The organism is Sphingomonas oryzagri, from assembly GCF_029906645.1.
In the GTDB taxonomy this organism is placed as follows: Bacteria; Pseudomonadota; Alphaproteobacteria; order Sphingomonadales; family Sphingomonadaceae; genus Solisphingomonas; species Solisphingomonas oryzagri.
In genome coordinates this window covers 2,073,886-2,090,770 of record NZ_JARYGZ010000001.1, presented here as the reverse complement: position 1 = coordinate 2,090,770, position 16,885 = coordinate 2,073,886, and the positions used below count along the sequence as shown (strand labels likewise).

Below are 16,885 nucleotides of genomic sequence, written 5' to 3'. Positions count from 1 at the left end.
ATCCGGGCGGCGTCCGCTTTCAGACAGTCAGCGTCGGAAAGGCAGTGATCCGCAGCTTCGCTGCGCCGTACGGGATCAGCGTCAACGGGCGCTGATCCCCGTTGCCTGTCAGCCCCCTGGGCGGCGGCTCGGCATAGCCGCCGTGCGCCTCGATCCATTCCGGAACGGCCTGACCCGACGTCGTCACGACTGCGGCGGGGCTGCGGCGCGAGAATGGGGTCGGTGAGACGGCGCGCTCGGTCCGGTGCAAAGAGGCATCGGGCGCGAGGCCGACATTCCATGGGCTGGCCGGATAGACCTGCCAGTCCGCCGTTAGCCCGCGCGGGCGCCACTTCTCCCAATTCTCCTCGATCGGCAGCACGTAGAGCAGGGCGCCATGCTCGACGGTGCTCGCGCCGTCCGCCGTTTCGACCCTGCGCGTGGCGACGTCGAACGAGGCCTCGACCCGGTCGCCTGCGCGCCACGATCGACGGATGGTGACGAAGCCTCGGCTCGAGGCGGCGTGGGCTGGCGCACCATTGATCGAAATCTTCGCCGATCGTGCCCAGCCGGGCACGCGCAGCACCAGCGGGAAGGCCACCTCCCGCTCGGGATGCAGCGCGATCGAGACCGTGTCGCGAAACGGATAGTCGGTTGCCTGCTCGATCCGCAGCGGGACATCGCCGACGACTGTGCTGACCGTGCACGGCGCGTAGAGCATCGCCGCCAGTCCGCCCCCGGCGGTCGCCATCCACAGGCTGGCGTTGAGCTTCGGCCAGCCTTGATGGAAGTTCGCGGTGCAGCAGCCGAAATGCGGTTCCAGCCCGAAGAGGTTGGCTTCCGGCCCGTTCGTCGTCCACGGCCCTTTGGCGAGGCTGCATTTGATCTGGTTCGGCTGCTGATCATATTGATGCGCCCACATGTCGTCGGTGAAGGCGGCGGGCAGCGCATTGTAGGCGATGCGCTCGATCCGGTCGGCTATCGCCGCGTCACCGGTGATCGCCAGCGCCAGCTCCAGCGAATACATCATCTCGACGATCGCGCAGGTCTCGATGCCCTGGCTCGGGCTGGTGCCGGCGAGATGCTCGTCGGCCGAGAAGATGCCGATCGGCAGGCCGTGATAGCGATCGAGCACCGCCAGTTCGGCCTTGATCGCGTCGCGATCCGTCGCGCGGCCCGATACGATCGACCACAGCGGCGAGGTCTTCACGCCCATCGCGTTGTTGACGCCATGCGCCGAGAGCGTCCGGTCGCTGAGACCGTTGGCGGAATTGCCGCCCTTGCTCTCGTCGAGGCCCAGTTCCTCGGCGGACAGCTTGGCCTTGAACGGGAAGTCGGCGTATTCGGCCTGCCAGTTCCATCCCTGGGCGCGTAGCAACTCCGCCAGTTGCAGGAGGGAGGCATCGCCGGTGCGGTTGTAGAGCCACAGAACTGCGACCAATTCGTCCTGCCAGCGGAAACGACCCCAATCCTTGAGCGGGCGTGCCGGCAACGCCTTGAGCTGGTGTGCGAAATAGCGGCGCATCAGCGGGATCACACGCGGGTCATCGGTCAGTTCGTGATACTGGATCAGCACCTTCAGCATCACCATGCGCGGCCACCAATCGTCGTTGGACGTTGGGCCGAACATGCCGTCGGGCTGCGGGTGATCGAGCGTCCAATCGATGAAGCGTTGCGCCTTGGCCTTGAGCGCCGGATCGTCGAGCGCCCAGGCGAGGGGCAGCAGGCCATCGACGAAATAGGGGCCGCGCTCCCAGCTTTCGCCGGTGCCGCCCAGCCAGCCGCTGTTCGGGCCGACATCCGGCCATGTCTCGTCGAGCCGGCCGCCCATTCCATCGGCCTGGATGCGCATCTGCCGCTCCAGCCAGCCTGCCGGACGGATCGACCCGCTCGGCAGCGGCAGGAAGGGCTGGCCTGCCAGCGGCGCGCGGTTCTGGCCGGGCGCGCGGGGCGGAGCGGGATGCGGGACGGTCGCGGCGGGAAGGGCGGGATCTGCCCGCGCCAGGCCCGGTGCGAGCCATGTCGCCACCGACAGATACGAGCAGGATCGCAGGAGCGCCCGCCTGGTGAAGCCCGCACCGAAAAATTTGCAATCGTTCATGGCATCCTCTGCACCGGGCGCCTTGCATCGCGTCGATGGCCGCCGGCTTGTCGCACATTTATCTTATAAAATCGGTTGCATCCAACCCATGATCTTGCGATGCGAAATTATAAGATAATTTGTTGAGGAAGAGATGCGCCGGATCGGACAGGCCGTGCTTGGAATTGTGGCCCTTGCCTCGTTGACGGGGGCGACAGCGCCTCGAACGTTCACCAATCCGCTGCTCCCGTCCGGCCCCGATCCGTGGATCGCGCGCGCGGGATCGACCTATTATCTGATGAAGACCGACGGCAACCGGCTGGTCATCCGAGCCTCGCCCAATCTCGGAGGGTTTCGCGACGCCGTGCCGCATACGGTGTGGACTCCCCCGGCGCACGGGCCGAACGCCATCTCCGTCTGGGCGCCTGAACTGCATCGCATCGATGGCAAGTGGTTCATCTACTACACCGCCGCCGAGGACGGGCATGACGACGACGCGCATCGCGGGATCTTCGTGCTGGAGAATGACGCGGCCGATCCGCTGGCCGGTACGTGGATCGATCGGGGTAGGCTGAAGACGCAGCACAATGGCATCGACGGCACCACCTTCGCGTATCGGGGCCAGCGCTATTTCGTCTATTCGCCCTATGTCGGGCCGGAGAGCGACCTCGCCATCGTCCGCATGGCCAATCCGTGGACGCTCGAAGGTCCGGAGGTCGTCATCGCGCGTCCCGACAGGGAATGGGAGACGCGTGGCGGCCGATCGATCCTCGAAGGGCCGGAATTCCTCGCCGGGCCGAAGGGCGACCTGTTCCTGACCTATTCGGCGGGAGCCTGCTGGTCGGACGATTATGCGCTCGGTCTGCTGCATGCCGCGCCCGGCAGTGATCCGCTCGCCCCGCAAAGCTGGCAGAAGGCCCCGCAGCCGGTGCTGAAGAAGTCGCCCGCCAACAGCGTCTATGCGACAGGCCACAACGGCTTCTTCACTTCGCCAGACGGACGCGAGAACTGGATCGTGTTCCATGCCAATCCGGGGCCGGACATGAAGTGCACCGCCAAGCGCGCGCCGCACGCCCAGCGCTTCAATTTCGACGCGAACGGCTATCCGGTACTCGGCGAGCCGCTTCCCGCCGGCCGGGCGCTGGCGGAACCATCCGCGCAGGCCTCCGCGAGCAAGCGCGCCATCACGCGATAGGCTGAGCGCGTGACGTGGACGCCGTCAGCGGAAAAGCGCTCCTGAAGTGCGCCGGCGCCGTCGGTCAGTGCGGCATGATAATCGACGTAGCGCAGGCTACGCGTTGCGCAGAACGTCCGCAGCCAGTCGTTGAGGTGGGGAATCCATTCCAGGGGGCGTGCGTCCGGCTGCCAGAAAATGGCGGAGGCGGGCGGAATGCTCGCAAGCAGCGGCTCGATCCCGTTCCGCATCGCCAGATCGGCCATCGCCCGGACGTTGCGCTGATAGTCTTCCGGCACGGTTGGGCCGGTATTGCCCGCAATGTCGTTGGTGCCGCACAGGATATGGACGCGGCGCGGGCGGAGATCGACGACGTCGGCCATGAAGCGCAGCAGGATCTGCGGGCTGGTCTGTCCGGCAATGCCGCGATTGACGATGGCGCCGCCGAACATTTCCGGCATGGCGATCTGCCAGATTTCGGTGATCGAATCCCCGATCATCACCACGTCGGGATTGCGGACGGCGGCATTGGCCGCGCGATAGCGGGCGAGCGCCGGCCAGTCGTTGAGCCGCTGCACGGCTTCGCGTTCGCGTCGTTCGGCCATGGCGGCGGTGTCCGCCAACCGGGCCTGGAGATCGGCCGGGAGGGGGCGCTGGTCGAGCATGGCCTGGATGAGGCGGATAGCGTCCGGTTCCGGCGACGGGAGTGTGGGCAGCGGCGTGTTTCCCATCGCATGGGGCAGCGAGGTGTCACTCATCCGCGCGCGTCGGCTCGTGTGTCGCCAACCACGCCTGCGTGCGGTCGATCGCATTCTGGCGGATGCTGGCGTAGAAGATGCCATAGTCGTTGGCGTGATAGATGCCGAGCAGGGCGCTCAGCTTGTCGCTGAACCCGGATGGCGCGTCCGACGGGATCTGCACTTCCAGCATCGGCGCGTTGCAGGTCGCGCCGGTGAGGTTGACCGCCAGCGGCGACAGCAACGAGGCGCCGGCCGGGAAGGGGGCCTTGGGGAATGGCAGGCTGCCGGGGTTGGCGGTCGCCGGGGCGGCGCCCTCGTTGCGCCAGCTCAGCGGATTGACACAGATCGGCGGCGCCGCGCCGCGCGTCACGAGCTGACCCTGCCACCAATAGCCCGGTCGACTGAGCAGGAGCTTGCGCGGAATGTTCCAGCCCGCCTTGCTGGTGTTCCACGAGACGACGCAGCCCGTCCGCTTCGGCGCATCGCAGGTCGGCAGGCCGATCGTGGCGAAGGTCTGCGGAACATAACCGCCGACGAGATAGGCGGCGATCATCCGCTTTTGCAGCGGCGTGCCGAGGATTTCGCGCTGTACCAGCTCGATCGCCAGTGCGGTGCCCTGGCTGTGCGAGGCGAGGATGAAGGGGCGTCCCTTGTTGTCGTGCGCGATGTAAGAGCGGAAGGCGCGGGCGACATCCTCATAGGCGAGGGCGACCGCTTTCGGCTCCTTCAGCCCGGCGAGCGACGCCTGGCGATATTGCGGCGCATAGATGCGGCAGCAGCCGTTGAACGCGCTCGCCTGCCCAAGCCGCACCGGCGGATTGAGCTTCGCCACGTCGTCCGGTGCGTCGAAGGGAGCGTTCCAGATCCGGTTGTTCAGATCGGTGGTCGGATGGATGAAGAAGACATCGGCCGGCGCCTTGGCCTCGTCTACCGGAGTGATGCCGGGCGGGGTCGACCGTTCCTGGCCGTTGCGGCCGGGAAAGGCGAGCCACGCGGACGGCTGAGAATAATCGGGGGCAGGTGGGGTCGGGGTCTGGTCGAACGCCTTGGGCGGGCTGCCGATCAGCGCGCAGGCGGCCGTGGTCAGAATGACCGCGAGCACCACCAGCACCGCGAGGCCGATCAGGATGCGGCGCAGGATACGCTTCCGCGGCGTAGCGTCGACTGGCGGCATTACGGCCTCGGACACGGTCGGTTCTCCTTCACAAGGGGGAGGGGTGAAGCTGGCGCGTCAGGAAATCCCAGCTGTCGCGGCGTAATCGGCGGGAAACGGCCGCGCTCTGATCGATGTCGAAGCCGTGGAAGGCGCCCGGATAGACGTGCAGTTCGGTCGAAACTCCGGCGCGGATCAGGCGGGCGGCATAGGATATGTCTTCATCGACGAAGAGATCCAGTGCGCCGGTGGCGAGGAAGGTCGGTGGCAGGCCGGAAAGATCCTCGGCGCGCGCGGCGGCGGCGTAGGCCGGGATGTCGGACGCACCCGGCGCCATGCCGAGATAGGCGCGCCAGCCGAAGGCATTGCTCGCCGCGTTCCAGACGAATTGGCCGGCATGGGGGTGCGGATCGGCAGTGATGCAGGTGCGATCGTCGATCATTGGGTAGATGAGATGCTGGAAGGCGATCCGGTGTTCGCCCCGGTCGCGTACCAGCAACGCAAGTGCCGCGGCGAGGCCACCGCCCGCGCTCTCCCCGCCGATGCCGATGCGGCTGGGGTCGATGTTCAGTTTCGAGGCATGGCCGAACAGCCAGTCGAGGCCGGCATAGCAATCCTCGAGCGGGCCGGGGAACGGCGTTTCGGGGGCGAGCCGGTAGTCCACCGTTACCAGCGCGCAGCCGACCGTCTCGACGAGCAGCCGGTGGATCGGCTCCAGTCCCGCCGCCGCGCCGCCGACATAACCGCCGCCATGGACGTGGTAGAGGCAGGGCAGGACGGCATCTTCGCTCCCCGCCGGTCGATAGTGGATCATCGGCACGTCGGGTGCGCCGTCGCGGCCGGGGACGATGAGATCCTGGCGGACGACACGTTCCGGATTGGCGATCTCGCCCACCGGGAGCCGGGTCGCATCGCGTACCAGCGGAATCAGGCTCTCATCGAGCGTGACCTGCGGCCAGCGCTCGAGCAGGCCATGCAGTTCGGGATCGACGAGGTGGCGGCTGGTCATCGTTTTGCTTTCCCGTTCCAGCAGGCGATGGCGATCGACCCGAGGTTCACGCCGCCGCCTGTCTTGTTGGTGACACCCACCCTATGCCGCTCGCCGCTCGCGAGATCGAAATGATTGTCGGTGAAACGAAGCGCCGGATCGTCGGATCGCAGCGCCACGCCGAGCGCATAGCGCTCCGCCTCGATGACGACATGCAATGCACCGTCGATCGGCGTGAAAGTGGCGGTCAGCCCCGGATCGCTATCGAGCGCCAGATCCTTGACCGGCCCCGGCAGCAAGCGGTTGGGATGGAAGGTTCCGCTTTCGCTGCGTACGGTTAGGATGCGATCGCTCGCCGCCGCGAGCGTGCCGCGCCAGACTCGGCGGCTGGCATTGGCTGGCACCTCGAAGGCAATGGCCTCGTTCCAGTCGTTGCCGCCCGAAAGGCGGGCGAGCGCGATGGTGGCGATATCGCGCACTGGCTCCAGCCGGTCGTTGGTGATCCACAGTTCGACCTCGTTGCCAGTCCGCCGGAAGGACGCGAGCACCGGCGCGAACGCGCGGGTGACGGCATAGAAGCTGGCCTTGGCGACACCGTCAAAGTCGATCAGGCTCCAGCTCACGCACGGCCAGCAATCATTATGCTGCCAGATCAGCGCGCCCGAGCAATGCGGCTTGCGACGACGATAATGCTCGATGCCGAACGCCAGTCCTTCGGCCTGGGTGAGCATCGAGAAATCGACATACTCTTCCAGCGTCTCCGGCGTGCCGGTGAAGGGAGTCATCATCGCCGTCATCTTGTCGGCGACATCCTTGATGCGATCGAGAAAACCCTGGCTGCCGAGCGTCAGATCCTCCGGCGCCATCCAGCGTCGGAGCGTGCCGATGTCGGGGGCGCCCTGGATGCCGAACTCGCTCACGAAGCGGGCCTTGTCCTCGGCGAAGCGGGTGAAGGCGATGCCTTCGGGGCTGCGATCGGTATGGCCGACCGCCTCCGTGTCGGGGACGGGGGGCACGCCATGCCACACCGTCCAGTTGTGGACGTCGCCGCCTCTCATACTGTTGGGGCTGGGGCCGCCCCATGGGCTGCTCGGCCAATAGGGTGTCACCGGATCGAGATCGGCCAGCACCGCCGGGATCAACGCGTCATAGATTGCGAGGCCGGCGAGCGGCGTGGTGGTGCCGGTGGCGTGGTCCTCGAAGAACTGGATCGCCTGATTCTCGTTGTTGCCGCACCAGAGCGCGAGGCAGGCATGGTGCCGCAGCCGCGCCACCTGCTCGGCGATCTCGGCTTTCACGTTGTCGAGGAATGCCGTGTCGTCCGGATACGGTGCGCAGGCGAACATGAAGTCCTGCCAGACGAGCAGGCCCAGCCGATCGCACTCATCGTAGAAGACATCCGGCTCATAGATGCCGCCACCCCAGACGCGGACCATGTTCATGTTGCCGTCGACCGCGCGCGCCAGCAGATCGCGGTAGGTGCCCTCGGATATCGCGCCGACATAGGAGCTGGCGGGCACCCAGTTGGTGCCTTTGGCGAAGATCGGTACGCCGTTCAGCACGAAACGGAAGAAGGTGGTGCCGGGCTCGTCCGGGTCGGGCGACTGGTCGATCGCGATGGTGCGGATGCCGACGCGGCGGGCCTGTTCGGGTGCACCATCGACCTTGGCAGTCAGCGTGTAGAGCGGATGGGCGCCGAGATCGAAGGTCCACCACAGGCGTGGGGCCGGCACCGTCATCGTGACGCTGCCGGAACCATGAACCGTCGTTGTCGCGACCGTCCTGCCATCGGGGTCGAGCAGCTCGATGGTTGCCATCGCCGGCTCCGACATCCGTATGTCGATCCGCACTTCGGCGGATTCGTCGGCGATCGAAAGCGTGGCGAAGCCGAGGCTGTGAATTTCCGCCGCGCGCCGCCGCACGACCCGCACCGGTTGCCAGATGCCGACGGTCGGAAGGTCTGGACCCCAATCCCAGCCCCAGCCGAACTGCGCCTTGCGCATCAGCGTGCGGCGCGAGGCGTTGATCCGGTCGGTGAAGCTGGTCCAGGCCGGCAGCGGCGCGCCCTCGACCATCGGGCGCGTGGGGTGAAAGCAGAGGGCGAGATCGTGCTTTCCCGCCGCGATATTGGCGAGATCGAAGCGCCAGCCGCGAAACATGTTGTCCGCGCGACCGAGCAGAACGCCATCGAGATAGACATCGGCGAAGGTGTCGAGACCCTCGAACAACAGCTCGATCGTCTCGCCCGGCAGGGCTTCGGCGATATCGATCCGGGCGTGCCACCACCATTCCCGATCGCGCACCCACGCCGCAGCGGCTTCGTTGCGTCCCTCGAACGGATCGGCGAGCCGCCCCGCCGCGATGAGCGCGCGATAGGTGTCCCCCGGCGCGCAGGCGGGGATCCACCCGTCGCCCGATCCGCGCGCGGCATCGATCGCCAGGCCCTCGCCCGGCGCGCAATCGCGGATGCGCCACACGCCGATCGCGTCACGCATCCTTCCAGCTCCGCGGGACGAAGAGCATGGCGACCACGTTGCCCGCGACTCCGATCACGCCAGACACCACGCCGATGATGACCAGCGTCTGCGGCAGGTGTCGCTCATCGCCGAAGATCGCCGGCCCCAGCAGGGTAATCACGGGCACGAAAGCCATGCCGACAACCACGCCGACCATGCCGGTGATCTGCAGGCACATGCCGCGCTCCTCGTTGGGAACGACCAGGGTCACGGCCGCCATCGCCGTCACCTGCATCACGGTGCAGCAGGCCATCATCAGGCCGAGCATGAAGCCGAAGCCCGGCACCGTCGGCATGATCGGGTAGGCGGTGGCGGGGATGGCGATCACCATCGCGATGATCGATCCGATCATCAGCCCGCCGCGCCGGCCGGACTTGTTGCCGAGATCGACCGAGAAGCCGCCGATGATCGATCCGATCAGCCCGGCGAGGAAGATGGTGCCCCCCATCCAGCCGCCGAATTCATTGGGCTGCAGGCCGTAATAGCGGGTCAGGATCGGCGCAGCCCACATGCCCGCCGCGCCCTCCGCCATGCCGCCGGCGGTCGCGCCGATCCAGAGCGCGGTCAGGAATTTCCAGCGTTTGGCGATGCCGCGCAGGGCCAGCATCACGCCGGCACTGTGTTCCACCTCATGGCGCTTCGGTTCCGGAAAGAGCAGGATCGGGGCGAGCATCGCCGTGCCGAGCATCGCGAAGACCAGAGCGGCCTGCCGCCACGGCGCCAGATCGGGAAACAGCGACCAGCCGTGCAGCTTGAAATAGCCGAACAGCGCGCCGCCGCCCGCGAAGGCGAGAGCCGGGCCGGCGAGCACGCCGATCCCCGCCACCATCGTCGCGCGGCCGCGCTTGGCGGGAATGCAGAGGTCGGCGATCATCGACATCGCCACGCCGAATGCTCCGCCGACACCGAGCGCCACCAATGCGCGGGCGATGAAGAGCGTGGTGAAGTCGTGGGCATAGGCGGTCATGAACGCGCCCGCTGTCCAGAACAGTCCCATCAGTAACAGCGTTCGCGAGCGGTTCCAGTGATCGATGGCAAGACCGAGCGGGATCGCGCTGAGAAAGGCGGGGAGGCCGTTGGCGCTTCCCTGCAGGGTGGCGATCTGAAGGTCGGTGAAGCCGATATCGTGCTGCGCGGCTTCCTGCAGCGGCGTCATCAGCAGGCGGACGCCGCCCGCGATGAACAGGATCACCGCCAGCAGGACGACCCCGCCCCAGTTGGTGCGACGCGTTTCCGACGTGGCGGCAGCGATATCCGTCTCGAATCGCGCGGCGGCCTCGTCAGGCGCGGCGCCGGTCGTCGCCAAGACCATCATTCCTCTCCCTTTTTCGGCACACGGCACCTGAATCGGTGCCGCTGTCGATAATCTTTATTCAATATTCAAGATATGTTGACTCGAAAGTCAAGGTGTGATGAATCAATGCCCATAACGAGAATGATGGATGGGTGAGGGCGATGCCGTTCGTGCAAAGCGGAAATGCGAGGATCCATTGGCGGTCGGAGGGAAAGGGTACGCCCGTCCTCCTGATCATGGGCCATCTCTACAGCTCGGCGATGTGGTATCCGCTGCTGCCCGAGTTGGCGAAGAACCACCGCGTCATCACTTTTGACAATCGGGGCACTGGCCAGAGTGATACCACCGGCGACGTCACTATCGAGCAGATGACCGCCGATGCGCTGGCTGTGCTCGATGCGGCCGGCGAGGCGAAGGCGCACATCTACGGTGTGTCGATGGGCGGCGGCATCGCCGGCGAGTTCGGCATGGCCCATCCCGATCGCTGCCTGTCGGTGACGCTCGGCTGCACGATGCTCAAGCAGACGCGTGCGGGCCACGGCAAGCAGCGTGCACCCTGGATCTATCGCCTGCCGCGCTGGCTGGTGCGCTGGATGCTGCGCAGGAATGCGAAGCCGGAAGTCTATGGTTCAGCCGCGCCGCGCGATGCGGCGCTGCACGACATGGCGATGCTGGCGAAGGACCGCTTCACGATGAAGGGCGTGCGCGAGCAGAACCTCGCCATGACCCGCTACACCACGACGCGCGAACGGGCGCGGGCGCGGCTGACCATGCCCGTTCTCGTCCTGCACGGCGATGAGGATCCGCTGGTCGACGTGAAATACGGCCGCGAACTGCACGAGATCGTGCCGCACAGCGAACTGGTGGTCTATCCGGGCGCCGGGCACAATTTCCTCGTCGCGAGCGGTGGCAAGTCCAACCACGACTTCATCGATTTCGTCGAGCGGATCGACGCGCAGCAGAGCGCGGCCGCCTAATCCATTTTTCAGCAGGAGATTTCGATGCCGAAAGCGCGCATCGCCGGGGTCGGCATGATCCCCTTCGCCAAGCCTGGCCAGAGCGAGGACTGGGACGTGATGGCGGAGAAGGCCATCCGCCTCGCTCTTTCCGATGCAGGCGTCGGCTATAAGCAGATCCAGCAGGCCTATGCCGGTTACGTCTATGCGGATTCCACGGCCGGGCAGTCGGCGATCTACCGCGTGGGATGTACCGGTATTCCGATCGTCAACGTCAACAACAATTGCTCGACCGGATCGACCGCGCTCTACCTCGCGCGTCAGATGATCGAGGCGGGTGCTGTGGACTGCGTGCTGGCGGTCGGCTTCGAACAGATGTCGCCGGGTGCGCTCGGCGCGGTGTTCAACGATCGCAAGCGGACGCTCGACCATCACCTCTCCAAGCAGGAGCAGTTGCTCGGCCACGACGACACGGCACCGCTTGTCGCGCAGCAATTCGGTGGCGCGGGTCTCGATTACCAGCAGCGTCATGGCACCGGAGACGCGGTGTTCGGGATGATCGCGGTGAAAGCGAGGGCACATGCCGCGAACAACCCGCTGGCGCTGTTCCGCGCGCCGATCACGCTGGACGAGGTGATGGAATCGAAGCGTCTCTACGGCCCGCTCACGCGTTTCCAGGCCTGTCCGCCGACCTGCGGCGCGGCCGCCGCCGTGCTGGTGTCGCCGAAATTTGCTGCGCAGCATGGACTCGATGCGTCGGTCGAGATCGTCGCGCAGGCGATGACGACCGATTATGCCGAAACCTTTGCCGGGCAATCGATGATGAGCGTCGTCGGCTACGAGATGACGCAGCGCGCGGCGCGCCAGGTCTACGACGCGGCAGGAATCGGGCCGGACGAGATCCCTGTCGTGGAACTGCACGACTGCTTCACCGCAAACGAGCTGATCACCTACGAGGGGCTTGGCCTGTGCCCGGAGGGTGGGGCCGAAGCCTTCATCCGTGACGGTGGCAACAGCTACGGCGGGCGGCACGTCACCAATCCTTCGGGCGGCCTGCTCTCCAAGGGGCATCCGCTTGGTGCGACCGGTCTTGCTCAATGCTACGAACTCACCCACCAACTTCGCGGCACTGCGGACCGGCGGCAGGTCGAGGGTGCGCGTTTCGGACTGCAGCATAATCTCGGGCTGGGCGGCGCATGCGTCGTCACCCTTTACGGCAAGGCGGCGTGATGGCGAAGCTCACGGGCAAGGTCGCGATCGTCTCCGGATCGGGGCGCGGCATCGGCCGGGCGCTGGCGCTCAAGCTGGCGTCGGAGGGCGCGAGCGTCGTGGTCAACGACCTCGACGAACGCACCGCCGATGCCGTGGTCGCCGAGATCGATGCAGCGGGTGGGCGAGCCATCGCCTGCATTGGCGACGTGACAGAGCCGGATTTCGGCGAGCGTTTCGTGCGTGCCGCCACCGATGCATTCGGTGGGCTCGACATCATCGTCAACAATGCCGGCTACACGCGCGATGGCGTGATCCACAAGATGGCCGACGAGCAGTTTCAGGCGATGCTGGACGTCCACGTCATGGCGCCGTTCCGCATCCTGCGCGCGGCGGCCGAGCCGATCCGCATCATGGCCAAGCAGGAAGCGGCCGAAGGCCGTGAGGTGATCCGCAAGGTGGTCAATATCTCGTCCATCTCGGGCCTGCACGGAAATGCGGGGCAGGTGAATTATGCTGCGGCGAAAACAGCCTTGGTAGGCATGACCAAGACGCTCGCGAAGGAATGGGGGCGGCTGAAGGTCTGCGTGAACTGCGTCGGCTTCGGCCTCGTCGAAACGCGGCTGACGGCGACGACCGGCGAACCCGATACCCGCGCGACGATCGGCGGCAAGGAGGTGCAATTGGGGGTGCCGGCGGGGACGCGTGAGGCGGCCGCCCAGATGATCCCGCTGGGTCGTGGCGCGAGTCCGGAAGAAGCAGCGGGCGCGATTTACATCTTCTGTATTCCGGAGAGCGATTACATCAGCGGCGAGGTGATCCTCGCTTCCGGCGGGATCGGGGCATGACGGGGTTGCACGGATACGAGTTGCTGCTCGGCAACTTCCTCGATCACGCCGCGAAATGGCACGATGGCGCCGAGGTGGTGACCGGTGGCGGCCCGGACGTCGCCGCCGAGCGCATCGATTACCGGACGCTGCGCGAGCGGAGCAACCGCCTGTCGGGTGCATTCCTCGCGCTCGGGCTGAAGCGGGGCGACCGGATCGCGACGCTTGCCTGGAACAGCCAAGCCCATATGGAATGCTGGTATGCCGCGGTCGGTATCGGCGTGTCGTGCCACACGCTCAATCCGCGTATCGGGGTCGATCAGCTGGCCGAGATGGTACGGCAGGCGCATGATCGTATCCTGATCGCCAGCCCCGACCAGGCGGCGCTGGTTACGGCACTGGTCGCGCATTGCCCGTGCATCGAGCATGTGGTCATTCTCGACGAGCCGGGGGCCGCGACATGGGCGCTGCCCGATTGTGGCCGGATCAAGCCATGGCGCCAACCCGATCTGCGAGCAGCTTCGGGGGCGCAGGCGGAGTGGGGCGGTTTCTCCGAAAAAACCGAATCCGGCCTCTGTTTCACGTCCGGCACCACGGGCGCGCCCAAGGGCGTCGCCTACACGCACCGCTCGATCTACCTGATGACGCTGACCCTGCTGCAGACGGATGTGCTGGGCATCGGCAGCGCCGATGTGGTGCTGGCGGCCGTGCCGATGTTCCATGCCAATGCCTGGGGTCTGCCTTATGCGGTGCCGGGCGTCGGCGCGCGCTTCGTGCTGCCGGGGCGGCACAATGATGGCGCCAGCCTCGCCGCGCTGATCGAGGCGGAGGGCGTGACGGTGGCGGTCGGCGTGCCGACCGTGTGGCTCGGCCTGATCGACCATCTCGATGCGACCGGAGGGGTGCTGCCGTCGCTCCGTCGCGTCGTGCTGGGCGGCTCCTCGATCCCGCAGGCGCTGATGGACCGGATCGAGCAGCGGCTTGGGGTTCGGTGCCAGACGAGCTGGGGAATGACCGAATTGTCGCCGCTCGGCACGGTGACCCCGGCCAGCGCCGAGGTGCGCAACTCGCGCCTGTCGGGCCGCCCGCCTGTGGGCGTCGATCTGAGGCTGACGGATGCCGATGGCGTTCCGCTGGCGGATCAGCGCGACGGCGAGGGGCACCTCCACGTTCGCGGCGCTAGCGTGGTCGATCGGTATCTGGGGCAGGATGCGGCCGTCACCGATGTCGAAGGCTGGTTCGACACCGGCGACCTTGCGGCCATCGACGCGGACGGGAATCTCGCCATCACCGGCCGCTCGAAGGATCTGATCAAGTCAGGCGGCGAATGGATCAATCCGGGCGCCATGGAAGCGATCGTCGGCGCGTTGCCGGCGGTCGGGCTCGTCGCGGTGGTCGGCCGCCCACACCCCAAATGGACCGAGCGGCCGATCGTGGTGATCGAGCCGCGTGTCGGCCAGACGGTTTCGGACGAGGATGTCGTCCGGTCGCTCACCGGCCGGGTGCCGCGCTGGTGGATGCCCGATGAGATCGTGCGGGTGGAGCGGATGCCGCTCGCGCTGACGGGCAAGATCGACAAGCAGGAGCTGCGACGACAATTCGCCTGACACAATATTTATTTTTGGATCAATAAATGTTGACGCTGATTTTCGAATCAGTATTTTGATTTCAACCGTACCGCACACGACTGCGGGCGAAGGAGGGGAGAGTTTCATGAAGGCGATCATCAGGATCGGTGTATCGGGCGTAGCGCTGGCCTACGCGGGCGCGGCGTTCGCGCAGGCGGCTCCCACCGCGGCCGCACGGACGTCGGCCGATCCGCAGGCCACAACCGAGATCGTCGTCACCGCCGAGCGGCGGGCGACCAACCTGCAGCGGACCTCCGTCGCCGCGACCGTGCTCACCAGTCAGGATCTCGTGAACAAGAGCGTAAGGACGATCGACCAGCTGCAGTTCGCCACGCCATCAATGACGGTCGCCAATTCGGGGCAGGGCAATACCGTCAACATTCGCGGTATCGGCCAGACCGAGCGCGGCAGTGCTTTCCAGAGCGGCGTGGTTACCTATCGCGATGGCGTCGCCACCTTTCCGGGCTATTTCCAGAGCGAGCCTTATTACGATCTCGCCAGCGTCGAGGTGCTGCGCGGGCCGCAGGGCACGTTCGCGGGCGGCAATGCCACCGGCGGTGCGATCTTCATCACCGAAGCCAATCCGACGCTCGACAAGATCGGCGGCTACGCAACCGCCCAATACGGCAATTACAACGACATGAAGTTCGAGGGCGCGCTGAACCTGCCGGTCAGCGACACCCTGGCCCTGCGGGTCGCCACCAGCGACGAGCGCCGCGACACCTTCTACCACATCACCGGGCCGTGGACGGGCAACCCCGGCAACCTGCGCTCCTACAGCGGACGCGCCAGCCTTTTGTGGCAGCCGACCTCCCAGCTGCGCGTGTTGGTGAAGGGCGACTACAGCAATGTCGAGCAGGGCGGCTATCCCGGCGATCCCGCCGATCCGACCCAGCGCCCCGCCGGTACGGACCTCTTTCACATCACCAGCAACGCCTATCTGAACGGCCGCGACGAGTTCGGCCGGATCGTCGCGAACATTTCCTACACCACCGACGGCGGCGTGGTGCTGCGTTCGATCAGCGGCTTCCAGAAAGGAACGGTGCAGACCAATTACGATTATGACGGCACCAGCACCGGCATCTCCACGCTTGCCGACAAGATCAGCGAGCGGATCTGGTCGCAGGAGGTCAACATCATTTCGCCGAGCACCGGACGTTTCACCTGGCTGCTCGGTGGCTATTACCAGAACGACAAGATCACCATTCCCGATGGTGGTGGCTACGTACTCCGCCAGCCGCTCTCGGCGTCGCTGCCCATTCCCTATGATACCGTCATCGTCGGCACCAATCCGAAGACCGCGATCGCCGCCTTCGGCCAGCTTGGCTACCAGCTGACCGATGCCTTGCAGGTCACGCTGGGCGGTCGCTGGTCGCGCACCACCTCGCGCAACGATGCGGTGGTCAGCAGCCCGCAGCTCGGGCTGGCGCTGCCGCAGCACGATTTCGTCGCCTATCACAAGGTGAACGGCAAGCTGGCGCTCAACTGGACACTCAACCCGCACAACTTCCTGTATGCCTTCGCGGCGACGGGCACGAAGGCCGGCGGCCTGAACAGCGTCAATCTTTACGGAGTGCCGCCCAAGCCGTTCAAGCCCGAGGATGTGACCGACTTCGAGATCGGCTGGAAGGCGACACTGCTGGATGGCCATCTGCGCACCCAGCTCGGCGGCTATTACAACCGCTACAAGAATTTCCAGATCACCATCGTCGATCCGAACACGCCCTTGTTCAATTCGATCACGAATGTCGGCAAACCGACGCACATCTACGGCGCCGAATTTTCCGCGCAGGGGAGCTTCGGTCACTTTGGGCTCGATTTCGCGGCTTCGGTTTCCCACACGAAGGTCGGCACCTTCTATGCGTTCGATCCGCGTCTGGCCCATTCCGGAACCTGTGATCCCACGACGGGGCCGGCGTCCGCGACCGGATGTATCGACCTGGGTGGGCGGGCCGCCACCTACGCACCCAAATTCACGCTCAGCACCGGCGCGCAATATGAGATCCCGCTCAACGATCGCATGACGCTGACGCCGCGCATGGATTTCTCGCACACCTCCGGCACATGGGCGACCTTGTTCGAGGATGCGCCGCTCGGCGACCGGCTCTCGACCCGCAATCTCGTCAACGCCCAACTGACGCTGGCCTCCGGCCCCTGGTCGGCCGCGGGCTATGCGACCAACCTGACCAACCAGCATTACGTCGCGGCGCTCAATCTGCCGCGTCGTATCGCGGGGCCGCCGCGGCAATATGGCATCCGGATCAGCCGCAGCTTCTGATGGGTTCGCGTGGCGGGTGGGATGTGGGGGCCTGCCCGCTGCGCGGATAGCGGCGTGACATCT

12 protein-coding genes are annotated in these 16,885 nt (G+C 66.1%); 6 read left to right on the top strand and 6 right to left on the bottom strand.

The features are described from left to right. Positions 1-19: 19 nt before the first annotated feature. Positions 20-2,080 (bottom strand): beta-L-arabinofuranosidase domain-containing protein, encoded by a 2,061-nt coding sequence (locus QGN17_RS10180; protein ID WP_281044363.1) that lies wholly within the window; start codon positions 2,078-2,080, stop codon positions 20-22. A 133-nt stretch (positions 2,081-2,213) separates the two neighbouring features. Here QGN17_RS10180 and QGN17_RS10175 point away from each other — a divergent pair, with 133 nt between their 5' ends. After that, positions 2,214-3,254 (top strand): glycoside hydrolase family 43 protein, encoded by a 1,041-nt coding sequence (locus tag QGN17_RS10175; protein ID WP_281044362.1) that lies wholly within the window; start codon positions 2,214-2,216, stop codon positions 3,252-3,254. On the opposite strand, the gene QGN17_RS10170 is transcribed toward QGN17_RS10175, so the two are convergent. The 5 genes from QGN17_RS10170 to QGN17_RS10150 are packed head-to-tail and all read right to left on the bottom strand — an operon-like array spanning position 3,161 to position 9,942. Next, the gene (locus QGN17_RS10170; protein ID WP_281044361.1) at positions 3,161-3,991 is read right to left on the bottom strand and encodes a GDSL-type esterase/lipase family protein; all 831 of its coding nucleotides are present in this window, start codon (positions 3,989-3,991) and stop codon (positions 3,161-3,163) included. The two genes, QGN17_RS10175 and QGN17_RS10170, sit on opposite strands and share 94 nt — an antisense overlap. Further along, the gene (locus QGN17_RS10165) at positions 3,984-5,162 is read right to left on the bottom strand and encodes a DUF3089 domain-containing protein (protein WP_281044360.1); all 1,179 of its coding nucleotides are present in this window, start codon (positions 5,160-5,162) and stop codon (positions 3,984-3,986) included. Before QGN17_RS10165 ends, QGN17_RS10170 begins: the two co-directional genes overlap by 8 nt. A gap of 13 nt (positions 5,163-5,175) precedes the next feature. Further along, positions 5,176-6,135 (bottom strand): alpha/beta hydrolase fold domain-containing protein, encoded by a 960-nt coding sequence (locus QGN17_RS10160; protein ID WP_281044359.1) that lies wholly within the window; start codon positions 6,133-6,135, stop codon positions 5,176-5,178. Further along, positions 6,132-8,609, bottom strand: coding sequence for a beta-mannosidase (locus QGN17_RS10155; RefSeq protein ID WP_281044358.1), 2,478 nt, complete (start codon positions 8,607-8,609; stop codon positions 6,132-6,134). Before QGN17_RS10155 ends, QGN17_RS10160 begins: the two co-directional genes overlap by 4 nt. Continuing rightward, positions 8,602-9,942 carry an MFS transporter gene (locus QGN17_RS10150; RefSeq protein ID WP_281044357.1) on the bottom strand — a complete coding sequence of 447 codons (1,341 nt, stop codon included), beginning with the start codon at positions 9,940-9,942 and terminating at the stop codon, positions 8,602-8,604. The genes QGN17_RS10155 and QGN17_RS10150 overlap by 8 nt, the downstream gene beginning before the upstream one ends. Positions 9,943-10,085: 143 nt before the next feature. On the opposite strand from QGN17_RS10150, the gene QGN17_RS10145 reads away from it, so the two are divergent. The 5 genes from QGN17_RS10145 (at position 10,086) to QGN17_RS10125 (ending at position 16,822) form a co-directional block, all read left to right on the top strand. Next, the gene (locus QGN17_RS10145) at positions 10,086-10,901 is read left to right on the top strand and encodes an alpha/beta fold hydrolase (RefSeq protein WP_281044356.1); all 816 of its coding nucleotides are present in this window, start codon (positions 10,086-10,088) and stop codon (positions 10,899-10,901) included. Between the two features lie 24 nt (positions 10,902-10,925). Continuing rightward, positions 10,926-12,110 carry a lipid-transfer protein gene (locus QGN17_RS10140; RefSeq protein WP_281044355.1) on the top strand — a complete coding sequence of 395 codons (1,185 nt, stop codon included), beginning with the start codon at positions 10,926-10,928 and terminating at the stop codon, positions 12,108-12,110. Next, entirely contained in the window at positions 12,110-12,937 is an 828-nt protein-coding gene (locus tag QGN17_RS10135; RefSeq protein WP_281044354.1) for an SDR family NAD(P)-dependent oxidoreductase, read from the top strand. The genes QGN17_RS10140 and QGN17_RS10135 overlap by 1 nt, the downstream gene beginning before the upstream one ends. Further along, a complete protein-coding gene (locus QGN17_RS10130) occupies positions 12,934-14,523 on the top strand; it encodes an AMP-binding protein (protein WP_281044353.1) in 1,590 nt (529 codons plus the stop codon). The genes QGN17_RS10135 and QGN17_RS10130 overlap by 4 nt, the downstream gene beginning before the upstream one ends. 106 nt (positions 14,524-14,629) lie before the next feature. After that, entirely contained in the window at positions 14,630-16,822 is a 2,193-nt protein-coding gene (locus tag QGN17_RS10125; protein ID WP_281044352.1) for a TonB-dependent receptor, read from the top strand. The last annotated feature ends 63 nt before the right edge of the window (positions 16,823-16,885 follow it).

Coding starts and splice junctions, on each gene's coding strand:
- QGN17_RS10155 (WP_281044358.1), bottom strand. CDS start 8,609: ATGCGTGACGCGATCGGCGTGTGGCGCATCCGCGATTGCGCGCCGGGC.
- QGN17_RS10175 (WP_281044362.1), top strand. CDS start 2,214: ATGCGCCGGATCGGACAGGCCGTGCTTGGAATTGTGGCCCTTGCCTCG.
- QGN17_RS10145 (WP_281044356.1), top strand. CDS start 10,086: ATGCCGTTCGTGCAAAGCGGAAATGCGAGGATCCATTGGCGGTCGGAG.
- QGN17_RS10140 (WP_281044355.1), top strand. CDS start 10,926: ATGCCGAAAGCGCGCATCGCCGGGGTCGGCATGATCCCCTTCGCCAAG.
- QGN17_RS10170 (WP_281044361.1), bottom strand. CDS start 3,991: ATGAGTGACACCTCGCTGCCCCATGCGATGGGAAACACGCCGCTGCCC.
- QGN17_RS10125 (WP_281044352.1), top strand. CDS start 14,630: ATGAAGGCGATCATCAGGATCGGTGTATCGGGCGTAGCGCTGGCCTAC.
- QGN17_RS10130 (WP_281044353.1), top strand. CDS start 12,934: ATGACGGGGTTGCACGGATACGAGTTGCTGCTCGGCAACTTCCTCGAT.
- QGN17_RS10150 (WP_281044357.1), bottom strand. CDS start 9,942: ATGGTCTTGGCGACGACCGGCGCCGCGCCTGACGAGGCCGCCGCGCGA.
- QGN17_RS10180 (WP_281044363.1), bottom strand. CDS start 2,080: ATGAACGATTGCAAATTTTTCGGTGCGGGCTTCACCAGGCGGGCGCTC.
- QGN17_RS10160 (WP_281044359.1), bottom strand. CDS start 6,135: ATGACCAGCCGCCACCTCGTCGATCCCGAACTGCATGGCCTGCTCGAG.
- QGN17_RS10135 (WP_281044354.1), top strand. CDS start 12,110: ATGGCGAAGCTCACGGGCAAGGTCGCGATCGTCTCCGGATCGGGGCGC.